This window comes from Enterobacter cloacae complex sp. IR5422 (assembly GCF_049238165.1).
Lineage (GTDB): Bacteria > Pseudomonadota > Gammaproteobacteria > Enterobacterales > Enterobacteriaceae > Enterobacter > Enterobacter roggenkampii.
In genome coordinates, this window is sequence record NZ_JBMKHT010000001.1 from 115,359 (window position 1) to 130,916 (window position 15,558).

The window sequence follows — 15,558 nt, forward strand, 5'->3', positions numbered from 1 at the left end:
TACGATTTCTGTAAAAATAAATCCACAATACACGCATAATGGTTCGCTATGTCACATAACGCCCGACCTCTGAATCGACAGGACTACAAAACCCTCACGCTCGCGGCCTTAGGCGGTGCGCTGGAGTTTTACGACTTCATTATCTTCGTCTTCTTCGCTGCCGTAGTGGGGGAGCTCTTCTTCCCGGCCGATATACCGGAGTGGCTGCGTCAGGTGCAAACCTTCGGCATTTTTGCTGCCGGGTATCTGGCGCGTCCGCTGGGCGGCATTATTATGGCCCACTTTGGCGATCTGGTTGGGCGTAAAAAGATGTTTACCCTCAGCATCCTGCTGATGGCGGTCCCCACGCTGGCCATTGGTCTGCTGCCCACCTATGCCTCGATGGGCATTCTCGCGCCGCTGCTGCTGTTGCTGATGCGCGTGCTTCAGGGCGCGGCGATTGGCGGTGAAGTGCCGGGCGCGTGGGTGTTTGTCGCAGAGCATGTTCCGGCGCGCCGGATTGGTATCGCCTGTGGAACCTTAACCGCGGGGCTGACCATCGGGATCCTGCTCGGCTCGGTGGTCGCCACCATTGTAAATACCAGCATGACGCAGCAGGCCGTACACGACTGGGGCTGGCGTATTCCGTTCCTGCTGGGCGGGGCGTTTGGCCTGGTGGCGATGTACCTGCGCCGCTGGCTGCAGGAGACACCGATTTTCCTGGAGATGCAGCAGCGTAAAGCGCTGGCGCAGGAGCTGCCGGTGAAGGCGGTTGTGGTACGTCATAAAAAGGCGGTGGTGGTGTCGATGCTGCTCACCTGGCTACTCTCGGCCGGGATTGTGGTGGTGATATTGATGTCTCCGGTGTGGCTGCAAAAGCAGTACGGTTTCGCCCCAGCCGTGACGCTACAGGCGAACAGTATCGCGACAATCATGCTCTGCTTTGGCTGCCTGGCCGCCGGGCTGGCGGCAGATCGTTTCGGGGCCAGCGTTACCTTTATTGTCGGCAGCCTGCTACTGGCCGCATCAAGCTGGGCGTTTTACCATCTGGCAGGCAGCCATCCTGAACAGCTGTTCCTGCTGTACGGCGTGGTAGGGCTGTGCGTGGGCGTAGTCGGCGCGGTGCCTTACGTCATGGTGCGCGCGTTCCCGCCGGAGGTTCGCTTCACCGGGATCTCATTTTCCTACAACGTGTCGTATGCCATTTTCGGTGGGCTGACGCCGATTGCGGTGACGGTCCTGATGGGCGTCTCTCCCATGGCTCCGGCCTGGTACGTGCTGGCGCTGTCGGTGATGGGGCTAGTATTGGGATTTTGGCTTCGTCAGGCGGGGGGATGTCGTGCCCGCGAGGCGGACACGACAGAGGGATCAGTGTTTTTCACCAATCGGTAGCACGGTGCGGTCAAACTGCTCGTTCAGCACTTCACCCATTGCCAGGTAGATAGCGCTTGCGCCGCAAACCAGACCAATCCAGCCGGCAACGTGAACGATGCCTTCGTTATCCACCAGGTGACCGATTGCCAGCAGGGCAAACAGCACGGTCAGGCTCAGGAAGACGAACTGCAGCATGCGGTTGCCTTTCAGGGTACCGAAGAACATGAACAGGGTGAAGACGCCCCACAGGCCCAGGTAGACGCCCAGGAAGTGGGCGTTTGCCGCGTCTGCCATGCCCATTTTAGGCAGCAGCAGAATGGCGACCAGGGTCAGCCAAAAAGAACCGTAAGAGGTGAAGGCGGTTAAGCCGAAGGTATTGCCTTTCTTATATTCCAGCAGGCCCGCAAAGATTTGCGCGATACCGCCATAAAAAATGCCCATCGCCAGGATGATGCCATCCATCGGGAACATCCCGATATTGTGCAGGTTCAGCAGAATAGTGGTCATGCCAAAACCCATCAGGCCCAGCGGAGCCGGATTAGCCAACTTAGTGTTGCCCATAAGTCCTCAAAAAAATCATCATTAATATGGTGAAATGGTTAAACCCGCGTCAGTTCTCCCTGACGGGGCGCGGCATCATAATGGGCGCAATCGATGGCGTCTATGATCTCATCAGGGTGAAATTAAAATTTTTTTTATGCTTGCCCCTTGATGGATGCCGTCGCGACCCCATCTTGTAGTCAACCACAGTGTGTGGACCTGAAAAAAATCAAATCTGGGCAGTTGAAAAAGCACGTTCTGCCCTTATTACAGGTACACAACCACATGTTGACTGAATTTTTAGTGGAGACGTTTAGATGGGTAAAATTATTGGTATCGACCTGGGTACTACCAACTCTTGTGTAGCGATTATGGATGGCACTACTGCACGCGTGCTGGAGAACGCCGAGGGCGATCGCACCACGCCTTCTATCATTGCTTATACCCAGGACGGTGAAACTCTGGTTGGTCAGCCGGCTAAACGTCAGGCAGTGACAAACCCGCAAAACACTCTGTTTGCGATTAAACGCCTGATCGGTCGCCGCTTCCAGGACGAAGAAGTTCAGCGTGACGTTTCCATCATGCCTTACAAAATCATCGCGGCAGATAACGGCGATGCATGGCTTGATGTGAAAGGCACCAAAACAGCACCACCGCAGATTTCTGCTGAAGTGCTGAAAAAAATGAAGAAAACCGCGGAAGATTACCTGGGTGAGCCGGTAACTGAAGCTGTTATCACCGTTCCTGCATACTTCAACGATGCTCAGCGTCAGGCAACCAAAGATGCTGGCCGTATCGCAGGTCTGGAAGTAAAACGTATCATCAACGAACCAACCGCGGCTGCTCTGGCTTACGGTCTGGATAAAGAAGTCGGCAACCGTACTATCGCGGTTTACGACCTGGGTGGTGGTACCTTCGATATCTCTATTATCGAAATCGACGAAGTTGACGGCGAAAAAACCTTCGAAGTTCTGGCAACCAACGGTGATACCCACCTGGGTGGTGAAGACTTCGATACCCGTCTGATCAACTACCTCGTTGACGAGTTCAAGAAAGATCAGGGCATTGACCTGCGTAACGATCCGCTGGCTATGCAGCGCCTGAAAGAAGCCGCTGAGAAAGCGAAGATCGAACTGTCTTCCGCTCAGCAGACCGACGTGAACCTGCCGTACATCACTGCAGACGCGACCGGTCCTAAACACATGAACATCAAAGTGACCCGTGCGAAACTGGAAAGCCTGGTAGAAGACCTGGTGAACCGTTCTATCGAGCCGCTGAAAGTTGCTCTGCAGGACGCTGGCCTGTCCGTGTCTGATATCAACGACGTTATCCTCGTTGGTGGCCAGACCCGTATGCCAATGGTGCAGAAGAAAGTGGCTGAGTTCTTTGGTAAAGAGCCACGTAAAGACGTTAACCCGGACGAAGCAGTGGCTATCGGTGCTGCGGTTCAGGGTGGCGTACTGACCGGTGAAGTGAAAGACGTACTGCTGCTGGACGTTACCCCGCTGTCTCTGGGTATCGAAACCATGGGCGGTGTGATGACTGCGCTCATCAACAAAAACACCACCATCCCAACCAAGCACAGCCAGGTGTTCTCTACCGCTGAAGACAACCAGTCTGCGGTAACCATCCATGTGCTGCAGGGTGAGCGTAAGCGTGCGGCGGATAACAAATCTCTGGGTCAGTTCAACCTGGACGGTATTAAGCCGGCACCGCGCGGCATGCCACAGATCGAAGTCACCTTCGACATCGATGCTGACGGTATCCTGCACGTGTCTGCGAAAGACAAAAACAGCGGTAAAGAGCAGAAGATCACCATCAAGGCATCTTCTGGTCTGAACGAAGCGGAAATCGAAAAAATGGTTCGCGATGCCGAAGCTAACGCGGAATCCGACCGTAAGTTCGAAGAGCTGGTTCAGACCCGCAACCAGGGTGACCATCTGCTGCACAGCACCCGTAAGCAGGTTGAAGAAGCAGGCGATAAACTGCCAGCGGAAGACAAGACTGCTATCGAAGCTGCACTGAGTGCGCTGGAATCCTCACTGAAAGGTGAAGATAAAGCGGACATCGAAGCGAAGATGCAGGAACTGGCACAGGCTTCTCAGAAGCTGATGGAAATCGCTCAGCAGCAGCACGCTCAACAGCAGGCGGGCGCTGACGCTTCGGCGAACAATGCGAAAGACGACGACGTTGTCGACGCTGAGTTCGAAGAAGTTAAAGATAAAAAATAATCGCCCTGATGCAGGGTAATTAATCGGCACGGGCGTAGGAGAACTCTCCACGCCCGTGCTCGCATGTTAAGGGGCTTAAAAAAACCAATGGCAAAGCAAGACTATTACGAGATTTTAGGCGTTCCGAAAACTGCGGAAGAGCGTGAAATCAAAAAGGCGTATAAGCGCCTGGCCATGAAATTCCACCCGGACCGTAATCAGGGTGACAAAGAGGCTGAAGCCAAATTTAAAGAGATCAAAGAAGCCTACGAAGTCCTGACCGATGCACAAAAACGTGCAGCTTATGACCAGTACGGTCACGCAGCCTTTGAACAGGGCGGCATGGGCGGCGGTGGATTCGGTGGCGGCGGCTTTGGCGGCGGCGCCGACTTCAGCGATATCTTTGGTGATGTGTTTGGCGACATCTTCGGCGGCGGTCGTGGTCGTCAGCGCGCGGCGCGCGGCGCGGATCTGCGCTACAACATGGATCTGACGCTGGAAGAGGCCGTTCGCGGTGTTACCAAAGAGATCCGTATTCCGACGCTGGAAGAGTGTGACGTCTGCCACGGCAGCGGCGCGAAAGCGGGTACCCAGCCTCAGACCTGTCCAACCTGTCACGGCTCCGGTCAGGTCCAGATGCGTCAGGGCTTCTTCGCGGTACAGCAGGCCTGTCCTCACTGTCACGGTCGCGGTACGCTGATTAAAGATCCGTGCACCAAATGCCACGGCCACGGTCGCGTTGAGAAAACCAAGACCCTGTCCGTTAAAATCCCGGCTGGCGTGGATACGGGCGACCGCATCCGTCTGGCGGGTGAGGGTGAAGCTGGCGAACACGGCGCACCGGCAGGCGATCTGTACGTTCAGGTGCAGGTGAAACAGCACGCTATCTTCGAGCGCGAAGGGAACAACCTGTACTGTGAAGTGCCGATCAACTTCGCGATGGCGGCTCTCGGCGGCGAAATCGAAGTGCCGACGCTGGATGGTCGCGTCAATCTGAAGATCCCGGGCGAGACCCAGACCGGTAAGCTGTTCCGCATGCGCGGGAAAGGCGTTAAATCCGTTCGCGGTGGTGCGCAGGGCGACCTGCTGTGCCGCGTCGTCGTGGAAACGCCGGTTGGCCTGAACGATAAGCAGAAACAGCTGCTGAAAGAGTTGCAGGAAAGCTTTGGTGGTCCGACGGGTGAGAAAAACAGCCCGCGTTCCAAAAGCTTCTTCGATGGCGTCAAAAAATTCTTCGATGATTTGACCCGCTAATCCGTTAGCTGGTTTTCATCTTCAAAAAGCCCGGAAGCGATTCCGGGCTTTTTTTATTTACGGTTATTGCTCGGTAAAAGTGAATCTATACTCAATATTAATCTGTTTTTGCCGAGCTATTTGGCTTGGTATTATGGTTTTATCGAGGTATTGTTGTAAAAGAGAGAACTTAAATGAAATTACTACACCGTTTCTTTAGCAGTGAGGCGTCCGGTGGCGTGCTCCTGATTATTGCCGCAGCGGCCGCGATGGTGCTGGCTAATCTTGGCATCACGCGGGATCTCTATCATGCATTTCTGGAAACGCCCGTTGAGCTGAAGGTCGGGGCGCTGGAAATTAACAAGAACATGCTGCTGTGGATCAACGATGCGCTGATGGCGGTGTTCTTCCTGCTGGTGGGGCTTGAAGTTAAGCGTGAGCTGGTTCTGGGCTCGCTTGCCAGCCGCCAGCGCGCGGCGTTCCCGGTCATTGCCGCGCTCGGTGGGATGGTGGTGCCGGCGCTGCTCTTCCTGGCGTTCACCTGGCAGGATCCGGTTGCACGTCACGGCTGGGCGATCCCGGCCGCGACGGATATTGCCTTTGCGCTCGGGGTGCTGGCCTTGCTGGGAAGCCGCGTGCCGGTTGCGCTGAAAATCTTCCTGATGGCGCTGGCGATCATCGATGATCTTGGCGCCATTGTGATTATCGCGCTGTTCTACACCAGCGATCTGTCGATCCTGTCTCTGAGCGTGGCCGCAGGCGCGATTGCGGTGCTGGCGCTGCTGAACATCTTTAATGTGCGCCGCATCGGTATCTACATCCTCGTGGGGATGGTGCTGTGGACGGCGGTGCTGAAATCCGGCGTGCACGCCACGCTGGCTGGGGTGATCGTCGGCTTCTTCGTACCGCTTAAGCCGCAGGACGGCAAGTCGCCGGCCAAACAGCTGGAGCATGTGCTGCACCCGTGGGTCGCCTTTATGATCCTGCCCCTGTTTGCGTTTGCTAACGCCGGGGTTTCGCTGGGCGGCGTGACGCTGGACGGGCTGACGTCCGTGCTGCCGCTGGGCATTATTGCCGGTCTGTTTATCGGTAAGCCGCTGGGTATTAGCCTCTTTTGCTGGCTGGCGACGAAACTGAAGCTGGCGTCATTGCCGCACGGCACCACGTTTAAGCAGATTATGGCCGTCGGCGTGCTGTGTGGAATAGGATTTACGATGTCGATCTTTATCTCGACGCTGGCATTTGGCGCGCATGCGCCTGAGCTGATCGTCTGGGCGAAACTCGGCATTCTCATCGGGTCATTACTGGCCGCCGTAATTGGTTATACCTTGTTGAAGGTGAAATTGTCCGGACAGGCCGTCCAGGCATAACGGAACACCGGGAGGAGGCGATCCTTCTCCCGAAACACACTCAAGGAGCGAAGACGCGATGTCTCATTTGAATTACAACCATCTTTACTACTTCTGGCACGTCTACAGACAGGGCTCGGTGGTCGGGGCTGCAGAGGCGCTCTACCTGACGCCGCAAACCATCACCGGGCAAATCAAGGCGCTGGAAGAACGTTTGCAGGGCAAGCTGTTCAAGCGTAAGGGGCGCGGGATTGAACCCAGCGAGCTGGGTGAGTTGGTTTTCCGCTACGCGGACAAAATGTTTACCCTTAGCCAGGAGATGCTGGATATCGTCAACTACCGCAAAGAGTCGAACCTGCTCTTTGATGTTGGCGTGGCGGATGCGCTGTCCAAACGGCTGGTGAGCGGCGTGCTGGATGCGGCGGTGGTTGAAGATGAACAAATTCATCTTCGCTGCTTTGAATCCACCCACGAGATGCTGCTGGAACAGCTGAGCCAGCACAAACTGGATATGATTATCTCGGATTGTCCGATCGACTCGACGCAGCAGGAAGGGCTGTTCTCGGTGAAAATTGGGGAATGCGGCGTGAGCTTCTGGTGCATTAATCCGCCGCCGGAGAAACCCTTCCCGGCCTGCCTGGAAGAGCGTCGACTGCTGGTGCCGGGAAGGCGTTCCATGCTGGGGCGCAAGCTCCTGAACTGGTTTAACTCGCAGGGGCTGAACGTGGAAATCCTCGGCGAATTTGACGATGCGGCGCTGATGAAAGCCTTTGGTGAAGCGCACAACGCCATCTTCGTTGCGCCAACGCTCTACGCGCACGATCTCTATTCGGACGACAAGATTACGGAGATAGGCAGAGTGGATAACGTGATGGAGGAGTATCACGCCATCTTTGCTGAAAGGATGATTCAGCATCCGGCGGTACAGCGAATCTGTAACCGTGACTACTCGGCGCTGTTTACGCCACCGGCAATCTGAAGATATAAAAAAACCCGCGTTAAGCGGGTTCTTTTAAAACAAGCAACAACAAGCGGCCATTAAGCCAGTTTGTTGATCTGCGCGGTCAGGTTTGCTTTATGACGCGCTGCTTTGTTTTTGTGGATCAGACCTTTAGCAGCCTGACGATCCACGATGGGTTGCATTTCGTTAAATGCGTTCTGCGCAGCAGCTTTGTCGCCAGCTTCGATAGCTGCGTATACTTTCTTGATGAAAGTACGCATCATAGAGCGACGGCTTGCATTGTGCTTACGAGCCTTTTCAGACTGAATAGCACGTTTCTTAGCTGATTTGATATTAGCCAAGGTCCAACTCCCAAATATGATCTATGTGGACAATTCAAAGGCCGAGGAATATGCCCTCTATACCTTCTTTTGTCAATGGATTTGTGCAAATAAGCGCCGTTAATGTGGCGACGCTACGTTACGTAGTGATGGCGCAGGATTCTACCAGCTTGTTGTCCGTGAATACAGCTTTTCGGCATAAAAATCGCAGTTCGCGAGCAGATTTTTTCGCTGCGAAAGGTCAGCCTGATGAAATCATTACGGCTTTCTGTTTTGCACGAACAATCGCCGGTTAACCTTAACCGCTGTACAAGGTATACTTTGGCGATTTTCACTGTTTTGAGCCAGACATGAAGCTGATACGCGGCATACATAATCTCAGCAGAGCCCCGCACGGGTGCGTGCTGACCATTGGTAATTTCGACGGCGTGCATCGTGGTCATCAGGCGCTGTTGCAGGGATTGCGTAAAGAAGGGGAGGCTCGCGGCCTGCCCGTTGTAGTGATGATTTTCGAACCGCAGCCGCTGGAGCTGTTCGCGGGCGACAAATCTCCCGCCCGTCTTACACGCCTGCGCGAGAAGTTGCGCTATCTGGCTCAGTCCGGCGTGGACTATGTATTGTGCGTACGTTTCGATCGCCGCTTTGCCGCGCTGACAGCACAAAATTTCGTCAGCGACCTGCTGGTGAAGCGTCTTGGCGTGCAGTTTCTTGCCGTGGGCGATGATTTCCGCTTTGGCGCTGGTCGTCAGGGTGATTTCTTGCTATTACAGAAGGCTGGTCTGGAGTACGGTTTTGACGTCACCAGCGCGATGACCTTCTGTGAAGGCGGCGTGCGCGTCAGCAGCACGGCAGTGCGGCAGGCGCTGGCCAACGATGAACTGGATACGGCAGAAAACCTGCTGGGACATCCGTTCACCATCTCTGGTCGCGTGGTCCATGGCGATGCGCTGGGCCGCACGATAGGTTTCCCGACGGCGAATATACCGCTGCGTCGTCAGGTTTCCCCGGTTAAAGGGGTCTATGCGGTAGAAGTGGCAGGACTGGGCGATAAGCCGTTCTACGGCGTCGCCAACATTGGCACGCGTCCGACCGTCGCCGGTGTGCGTCAACAGTTAGAAGTGCACCTGCTGGACGTTGTAATGGACCTGTATGGTCGCCATATAGATGTGATACTGCGTAAAAAAATACGCAACGAGCAGCGATTTGGTTCGCTGGATGAACTCAAAGCGCAAATTGCGCGAGATGAATTAACAGCCCGCGAGTTTTTTGGGCTTTGAACCCGGCTTAACTGCCTACGTGATAAATACGGAACCGAGAATCTGATGAGTGACTATAAATCAACCCTGAATTTGCCGGAAACAGGGTTCCCGATGCGCGGCGATCTCGCCAAGCGTGAACCGGGAATGCTGGCGCGTTGGACCGATGATGACCTGTACGGCATCATTCGTGCAGCCAAAAAAGGCAAAAAAACCTTCATTCTGCATGATGGCCCTCCCTATGCGAATGGCAGCATTCATATTGGTCACTCTGTAAACAAGATTCTGAAAGACATTATCGTGAAGTCCAAAGGACTCGCGGGATATGACTCGCCTTACGTTCCGGGCTGGGACTGCCACGGCCTGCCAATCGAGCTGAAAGTTGAGCAGGAATTTGGCAAGCCTGGTGAGAAATTCACCGCCGCCGAGTTCCGTGCGAAGTGCCGCGAATACGCAGCCACCCAGGTTGACGGTCAGCGCGCTGACTTCATTCGTCTGGGCGTACTGGGCGACTGGTCGCATCCGTACCTGACCATGGACTTCAAAACCGAAGCCAACATCATCCGTGCGCTGGGCAAAATTATCGGTAACGGCCACCTGCACAAAGGCGCGAAGCCGGTGCACTGGTGCGTGGACTGCCGTTCTGCGCTGGCAGAAGCGGAAGTGGAGTATTACGACAAAACCTCTCCATCTATCGACGTGGCGTTCCACGCCGTCGATCAGGATGCGGTGAAAGCCAAATTTGGCGTGTCGTCCGTTAACGGCCCGATCTCGCTGGTGATCTGGACCACCACCCCGTGGACCCTGCCAGCCAACCGCGCGATCTCCCTATCCGGTGAGTTCGAATACGCGCTGGTGCAGATTGACGGCCAGGCGGTTATCCTGGCGAAAGATCTGGTTGAAAGCGTGCTGAAGCGCGCGAATATCGCCGACTACACCGTGCTGGGCACAGTAAAAGGCGACGCGCTTGAGCTGATGCGCTTCAAACACCCGTTCCTGGACTTCGACGTTCCGGCGATCCTGGGCGACCACGTAACGCTGGACGCGGGTACCGGTGCGGTACATACCGCCGGTGGCCACGGTCCTGACGACTACAACATCAGCCTGAAGTACGGTCTGGAAATCGCTAACCCGGTGGGGCCGGACGGCTCCTACCTGCCTGGCACCTACCCGGCGCTGGACGGCATCAACGTCTTCAAAGCGAACGACATTATTGTCGACATGCTGCGCACCAGCGGCGCGCTGCTGCACGTTGAAAAAATGCAGCATAGCTATCCGTGCTGCTGGCGTCACAAGACGCCAATCATCTTCCGTGCGACCCCGCAGTGGTTCGTCAGCATGGATCAGAAGGGCCTGCGCGAGCAGTCTCTGAAAGAGATCAAAGGCGTGCAGTGGATCCCGGACTGGGGCCAGGCGCGTATCGAATCCATGGTGGCTAACCGTCCTGACTGGTGTATCTCCCGTCAGCGTACCTGGGGCGTGCCGATGTCGCTGTTCGTGCATAAAGAGACGCAGGAGCTGCACCCGAACACCCTCGAACTGATGGAAGAAGTGGCGAAGCGCGTCGAAGTTGACGGCATTCAGGCGTGGTGGGATCTCGACGCCCGTGACATCCTGGGCGCTGATGCGGACAGCTACGAGAAAGTGCCGGATACCCTGGACGTATGGTTCGATTCCGGGTCTACCCACTCCTCCGTGGTTGACGTGCGTCCGGAATTTGCCGGTCACGCTGCCGATATGTATCTGGAAGGGTCTGACCAACACCGCGGCTGGTTCATGTCATCTCTGATGATCTCCACCGCCATGAAGGGTAAAGCGCCTTACCGTCAGGTACTGACTCACGGTTTCACCGTGGATGGTCAGGGCCGTAAGATGTCCAAATCTATCGGTAATACCGTTTCTCCGCAGGACGTGATGAACAAGCTGGGCGCAGACATTCTGCGTCTGTGGGTGGCGTCGACCGACTACACCGGCGAAATGGCGGTGTCTGACGAGATCCTGAAACGCGCTGCCGACAGCTATCGCCGTATCCGTAACACCGCGCGCTTCCTGCTGGCGAACCTGAACGGGTTTGATCCGGCAAAAGACATGGTGAAACCGGAAGAGATGGTGGTGCTGGACCGCTGGGCGGTAGGCTGCGCGAAAGCGGCGCAGGAAGATATCCTGAAGGCCTATGAGTCTTATGACTTCCACGAAGTGGTGCAGCGCCTGATGCGCTTCTGTTCCATTGAGATGGGCTCGTTCTACCTCGACATCATCAAAGACCGCCAGTACACCGCGAAAGCGGACAGCGTGGCGCGTCGTAGCTGCCAGACCGCGCTGTTCCATATCGCAGAAGCGCTGGTACGCTGGATGGCGCCGATCATGTCCTTCACCGCGGATGAAATCTGGGGTTACCTGCCGGGCGATCGTGAGAAGTATGTCTTCACCGGCGAATGGTACGAAGGTCTGTTCGATCTCTCCAGCACCGAAGCGATGAACGATGCCTTCTGGGACGAGCTGCTGAAAGTGCGTGGCGAAGTGAACAAGGTTATCGAGCAGGCGCGTGCTGACAAGAAAGTCGGCGGCTCTCTGGAAGCTGCAGTGACCCTGTACGCGGAGCCAGAGCTGGCGGCGAAGCTGACGGCGCTGGGCGATGAATTACGATTTGTCCTGTTGACCTCCGGTGCGAAAGTTGCGGATTATGCCGAGGCTTCTGCTGATGCTCAGCAGAGCGAACTGCTCAAAGGACTGAAAGTCGCGCTGAGCAAAGCCGACGGTGAGAAATGCCCGCGCTGCTGGCATTACACTACCGATATCGGCCAGGTGGCGGAACACGCAGACATCTGCGGACGCTGTGTAAGCAACGTCGCCGGTGACGGCGAAAAACGTAAGTTTGCCTGATGAGTAAAACTCTCTGTTCAACAGGACTGCGCTGGCTGTGGCTGGTTGTGGTGGTGTTGATTATCGATCTGGGCAGCAAGTTCCTGATCCTCCAGAATTTCGCTCTGGGGGAGACGGTGCCGCTGTTCCCGTCGCTTAACCTGCACTACGCGCGCAACTACGGTGCGGCGTTCAGTTTCCTTGCCGACAGCGGTGGCTGGCAGCGCTGGTTCTTTGCGGGTATCGCTCTCGGTATCTGCGTGATCCTGGCGGTGCTGATGTACCGCTCGAAGGCAACGCAAAAGCTGAATAACATCGCCTACGCGCTGATCATTGGCGGCGCGCTGGGCAACCTGTTTGATCGCCTGTGGCACGGCTTTGTGGTCGATATGATCGACTTCTACGTCGGCGACTGGCACTTCGCGACCTTTAACCTCGCCGATAGCGCCATTTGCATCGGTGCGGCGTTAATCGTGCTGGAAGGCTTCTTGCCGAAACCGGCCGCGAAAGAGCAGGCGTAAGCATCAATGCCGGGTGGCGCTACGCTTACCCGGCCTACCGAATTTGTGGCTTCCCGTAGGCCCGGTAAGCGTAGCGCCACCGGGCAACAGGTGACCCAAAACAAGCGAGCAATTTGCATGTCTAAATCCGTACAGAGCAACAGCGCGGTTCTCGTTCACTTTACGCTGAAGCTGGATGACGGCTCCACGGCCGAATCCACCCGCAACAACGGCAAACCGGCCCTGTTTCGTCTTGGTGATACCTCCCTGTCTGAAGGCCTTGAACAGCAGCTTCTGGGTCTGAAAGAGGGTGAGAAAAAAGCCTTTTCGCTGGAGCCGGATGCCGCGTTTGGTGTCCCGAGCCCGGATCTGATCCAGTACTTCTCCCGTCGTGAGTTTATGGACGCGGGTGAACCGGAGATCGGGGCAATTATGCTCTTTACCGCTATGGACGGCAGCGAAATGCCTGGCGTGATCCGCGAAATCAACGGCGACTCGATTACCGTTGACTTCAACCATCCGCTTGCCGGGCGTACCGTTCATTTTGATATTGAAGTGCTGGAAATCGATCCGGCACTGGAGGCCTGAGATGCAGATCCTGTTGGCTAACCCGCGCGGCTTTTGCGCCGGTGTAGACCGCGCTATCAGCATTGTTGAAAACGCGCTGGAAATTTACGGCGCGCCGATTTATGTGCGTCACGAAGTGGTGCATAACCGCTACGTGGTCGACAGCCTGCGCGATCGCGGTGCCATCTTTATCGAGCAGATCAGCGAAGTGCCTGACGGTGCGATCCTGATTTTCTCCGCGCACGGCGTCTCTCAGGCGGTCCGTAACGAAGCGAAAAGTCGCGATCTGACCGTCTTCGATGCCACCTGTCCATTAGTGACAAAAGTGCATATGGAAGTGGCGCGCGCCAGCCGCCGTGGTGAAGAGTCGATCCTGATTGGCCATGCCGGCCACCCGGAAGTTGAAGGCACCATGGGCCAGTACAGCAACCCGGAAGGGGGAATGTACCTGGTGGAGTCGCCGGAAGATGTCCTGACGCTGAACGTGAAAAACGAAGCGCGCCTGTCGTTTATGACCCAGACGACGCTCTCTGTCGACGATACCTCAGACGTGATTGACGCCCTGCGTCAGCGCTTCCCGAAAATCGTCGGGCCGCGCAAGGATGACATTTGCTACGCCACCACCAATCGTCAGGAAGCGGTGCGCGCGCTGGCTGAACAGGCGGACGTGGTGCTGGTGGTCGGCTCTAAGAACTCCTCCAACTCTAACCGTCTGGCTGAACTGGCACAGCGAATGGGGAAGGCGGCGTTCCTGATCGACGATGCCACGGATATTCAGGAAGCGTGGGTTAAAGACGCGGCCTGCGTTGGCGTGACGGCCGGGGCGTCCGCGCCGGATATTCTGGTACAAAACGTCATTTCCCGCCTGCAGGAGCTGGGCGGCGGCGAAGCGGTGCCGCTGGAAGGACGTGAAGAGAACATTGTTTTCGAAGTACCGAAAGAACTGAGAATCGACGCCCGCGAAGTCGAATAGTCCCTTTTCTGATGAAAGGCCAGCACCTCCTGTGCTGGCCTTTTTTTTACCCGTTACTTTATCGTGACGACAAAATCATGTCTTTTACTGATATTTAAGTCGGTTTCACGTTAAATTCTAATTATTGGTGTTTTCAGTTGGCAGTGCTCAGAAAGGCTGGTTAATCTGAAAACGGTTTACATCATTTTAACGTAAGAGAATAACTATGCATGATGCACAGATCCGTGTCGCCATTGCGGGCGCGGGTGGACGTATGGGCCGTCAGCTGATTCAGGCGGCACTTCAGATGGATGGCGTAGCACTTGGCGCGGCGCTGGAGCGTGACGGTTCATCACTTCTGGGGACCGATGCTGGTGAGCTGGCGGGCGCGGGAAAGACCGGCGTCACCGTACAAAGCAGCCTGGAGGCGGTTAAAGAGGACTTCGATGTCTTCATCGATTTTACCCGCCCGGAAGGGACGCTCGCGCATCTGGCATTTTGCCGCCAGCACGGCAAGGGGATGGTGATCGGCACCACCGGTTTTGACGATGCGGGCAAGCAGGCTATCCAGGATGCATCCAAAGAGATTGCGATTGTCTTCGCCGCAAACTTTAGCGTGGGGGTTAATGTCATGCTGAAGCTGCTGGAGAAGGCCGCGAAGGTGATGGGCAACTACACCGATATTGAGATTGTTGAAGCTCACCACCGCTATAAGGTTGATGCGCCATCCGGCACGGCGCTGGCGATGGGCGAAGCGATTGCTCATGCACTTGATAAAGATTTAAAAGACTGTGCGGTCTATGCCCGCGAAGGCCACACCGGGGAACGCGTGCCAGGCACCATTGGTTTCGCAACCGTCCGGGCGGGTGACATCGTCGGCGAACATACCGCGATGTTCGCCGATATTGGCGAGCGCGTCGAAATTACACATAAAGCGTCTAGCCGAATGACGTTTGCCAATGGTGCCGTTCGGTCCGCTTTGTGGCTGAAAGAGAAAAAAAATGGTCTTTTTGATATGAGAGATGTGCTGGATCTCAACAATTTGTAAGCATTATTACCCATCGTGATGTGGTTATTGCAGTCGTAATTATTTGATTGCATAGGGCAATAATTTATTGCCCTTTTATTTTATATGTTTCGTGATTATTTTGTGCATTTAGCCTTGAAAGTATAGCTATTCCTCTTGATTCTCGTTATAGAAATGTAAATTTTGACCATTTGGTCCACTTTTTGATGCTGCGTCCACTCATTTTTCATTAAACCCGGCGCGCAAGCGTTTTCCGCAGTGATTTACCTGATCTTTTTGTCGCTTAAGCTTCACTCGCCTCGCCAGATACGCAAAAGACTAAACAAAATATCGGTTTTAAGTTGACTTTTACCCACCAAATCTCCAGAATGCCGCCGTTTGCCAAAAATCCGCTGGCAACACATTTGCATTGATCCATGACATGGTTA

General features: G+C 55.4%; 13 protein-coding genes and 1 pseudogene. 12 read left to right on the forward strand and 2 right to left on the reverse strand.

Features of this window, described 5'->3' with window-relative positions:
• The first annotated feature begins 48 nt into the window (after positions 1-48).
• On the forward strand, positions 49-1,371 hold the full coding sequence (locus tag ACOTXT_RS00600) for an MFS transporter (protein WP_032654925.1): 1,323 nt from the start codon (positions 49-51) through the stop codon (positions 1,369-1,371).
• On the opposite strand, the gene satP is transcribed toward ACOTXT_RS00600, so the two are convergent.
• On the reverse strand, positions 1,348-1,914 hold the full coding sequence (gene satP / locus ACOTXT_RS00605) for an acetate uptake transporter (protein ID WP_008502042.1): 567 nt from the start codon (positions 1,912-1,914) through the stop codon (positions 1,348-1,350). The genes ACOTXT_RS00600 and satP overlap by 24 nt on opposite strands.
• A 296-nt stretch (positions 1,915-2,210) precedes the next feature.
• Here satP and dnaK point away from each other — a divergent pair, with 296 nt between their 5' ends.
• The 4 genes from dnaK (at position 2,211) to nhaR (ending at position 7,664) form a co-directional block, all read left to right on the forward strand.
• On the forward strand, positions 2,211-4,124 hold the full coding sequence (gene dnaK / locus ACOTXT_RS00610) for a molecular chaperone DnaK (RefSeq protein ID WP_421625275.1): 1,914 nt from the start codon (positions 2,211-2,213) through the stop codon (positions 4,122-4,124).
• A gap of 87 nt (positions 4,125-4,211) precedes the next feature.
• The gene (gene dnaJ / locus ACOTXT_RS00615; RefSeq protein ID WP_008502040.1) at positions 4,212-5,357 is read left to right on the forward strand and encodes a molecular chaperone DnaJ; all 1,146 of its coding nucleotides are present in this window, start codon (positions 4,212-4,214) and stop codon (positions 5,355-5,357) included.
• 173 nt (positions 5,358-5,530) lie between these two features.
• Positions 5,531-6,706 (forward strand): Na+/H+ antiporter NhaA, encoded by a 1,176-nt coding sequence (gene nhaA, locus ACOTXT_RS00620; RefSeq protein ID WP_023326672.1) that lies wholly within the window; start codon positions 5,531-5,533, stop codon positions 6,704-6,706.
• Between the two features lie 58 nt (positions 6,707-6,764).
• Positions 6,765-7,664 carry a transcriptional activator NhaR gene (gene nhaR, locus ACOTXT_RS00625; RefSeq protein WP_008502038.1) on the forward strand — a complete coding sequence of 300 codons (900 nt, stop codon included), beginning with the start codon at positions 6,765-6,767 and terminating at the stop codon, positions 7,662-7,664.
• A gap of 59 nt (positions 7,665-7,723) precedes the next feature.
• Here the strand turns inward: nhaR and rpsT are convergent, their stop codons facing one another.
• Positions 7,724-7,987: a 30S ribosomal protein S20 gene (gene rpsT, locus ACOTXT_RS00630; RefSeq protein ID WP_008502037.1), complete on the reverse strand. Its 264-nt coding sequence runs from the start codon at positions 7,985-7,987 to the stop codon at positions 7,724-7,726.
• Positions 7,988-8,102: 115 nt separating this feature from the next.
• Between rpsT and ACOTXT_RS00635 the strand changes: the two are divergent.
• The 7 genes and pseudogenes from ACOTXT_RS00635 to dapB form a co-directional block, all read left to right on the forward strand.
• A pseudogene (locus tag ACOTXT_RS00635) lies at positions 8,103-8,309 on the forward strand (DUF2575 domain-containing protein); the annotation flags it as partial.
• A gap of 7 nt (positions 8,310-8,316) precedes the next feature.
• The gene (gene ribF / locus ACOTXT_RS00640) at positions 8,317-9,243 is read left to right on the forward strand and encodes a bifunctional riboflavin kinase/FAD synthetase (protein WP_025912148.1); all 927 of its coding nucleotides are present in this window, start codon (positions 8,317-8,319) and stop codon (positions 9,241-9,243) included.
• Between the two features lie 45 nt (positions 9,244-9,288).
• Positions 9,289-12,105: an isoleucine--tRNA ligase gene (ileS, locus tag ACOTXT_RS00645; protein ID WP_055321743.1), complete on the forward strand. Its 2,817-nt coding sequence runs from the start codon at positions 9,289-9,291 to the stop codon at positions 12,103-12,105.
• Positions 12,105-12,605 (forward strand): signal peptidase II, encoded by a 501-nt coding sequence (gene lspA, locus ACOTXT_RS00650; protein ID WP_008502034.1) that lies wholly within the window; start codon positions 12,105-12,107, stop codon positions 12,603-12,605. The genes ileS and lspA overlap by 1 nt, the downstream gene beginning before the upstream one ends.
• Before the next feature lie 117 nt (positions 12,606-12,722).
• Complete coding sequence (gene fkpB, locus ACOTXT_RS00655) at positions 12,723-13,172, forward strand: FKBP-type peptidyl-prolyl cis-trans isomerase (RefSeq protein ID WP_023345412.1); 450 nt, start codon at positions 12,723-12,725, stop codon at positions 13,170-13,172.
• A gap of 1 nt (position 13,173) precedes the next feature.
• Positions 13,174-14,124: a 4-hydroxy-3-methylbut-2-enyl diphosphate reductase gene (ispH, locus tag ACOTXT_RS00660; protein WP_023293312.1), complete on the forward strand. Its 951-nt coding sequence runs from the start codon at positions 13,174-13,176 to the stop codon at positions 14,122-14,124.
• A 205-nt stretch (positions 14,125-14,329) separates the two neighbouring features.
• The gene (dapB, locus tag ACOTXT_RS00665) at positions 14,330-15,151 is read left to right on the forward strand and encodes a 4-hydroxy-tetrahydrodipicolinate reductase (RefSeq protein ID WP_023293311.1); all 822 of its coding nucleotides are present in this window, start codon (positions 14,330-14,332) and stop codon (positions 15,149-15,151) included.
• The last annotated feature ends 407 nt before the right edge of the window (positions 15,152-15,558 follow it).

Bases quoted from the DNA above. Each gene is read 5' to 3' on its own strand.
- nhaA (WP_023326672.1), top strand. From the start codon at position 5,531: ATGAAATTACTACACCGTTTCTTTAGCAGTGAGGCGTCCGGTGGCGTG.
- ispH (WP_023293312.1), top strand. From the start codon at position 13,174: ATGCAGATCCTGTTGGCTAACCCGCGCGGCTTTTGCGCCGGTGTAGAC.
- dnaK (WP_421625275.1), top strand. From the start codon at position 2,211: ATGGGTAAAATTATTGGTATCGACCTGGGTACTACCAACTCTTGTGTA.
- ACOTXT_RS00600 (WP_032654925.1), top strand. From the start codon at position 49: ATGTCACATAACGCCCGACCTCTGAATCGACAGGACTACAAAACCCTC.
- lspA (WP_008502034.1), top strand. From the start codon at position 12,105: ATGAGTAAAACTCTCTGTTCAACAGGACTGCGCTGGCTGTGGCTGGTT.
- nhaR (WP_008502038.1), top strand. From the start codon at position 6,765: ATGTCTCATTTGAATTACAACCATCTTTACTACTTCTGGCACGTCTAC.
- dapB (WP_023293311.1), top strand. From the start codon at position 14,330: ATGCATGATGCACAGATCCGTGTCGCCATTGCGGGCGCGGGTGGACGT.
- ileS (WP_055321743.1), top strand. From the start codon at position 9,289: ATGAGTGACTATAAATCAACCCTGAATTTGCCGGAAACAGGGTTCCCG.
- satP (WP_008502042.1), bottom strand. From the start codon at position 1,914: ATGGGCAACACTAAGTTGGCTAATCCGGCTCCGCTGGGCCTGATGGGT.
- dnaJ (WP_008502040.1), top strand. From the start codon at position 4,212: ATGGCAAAGCAAGACTATTACGAGATTTTAGGCGTTCCGAAAACTGCG.
- fkpB (WP_023345412.1), top strand. From the start codon at position 12,723: ATGTCTAAATCCGTACAGAGCAACAGCGCGGTTCTCGTTCACTTTACG.
- ribF (WP_025912148.1), top strand. From the start codon at position 8,317: ATGAAGCTGATACGCGGCATACATAATCTCAGCAGAGCCCCGCACGGG.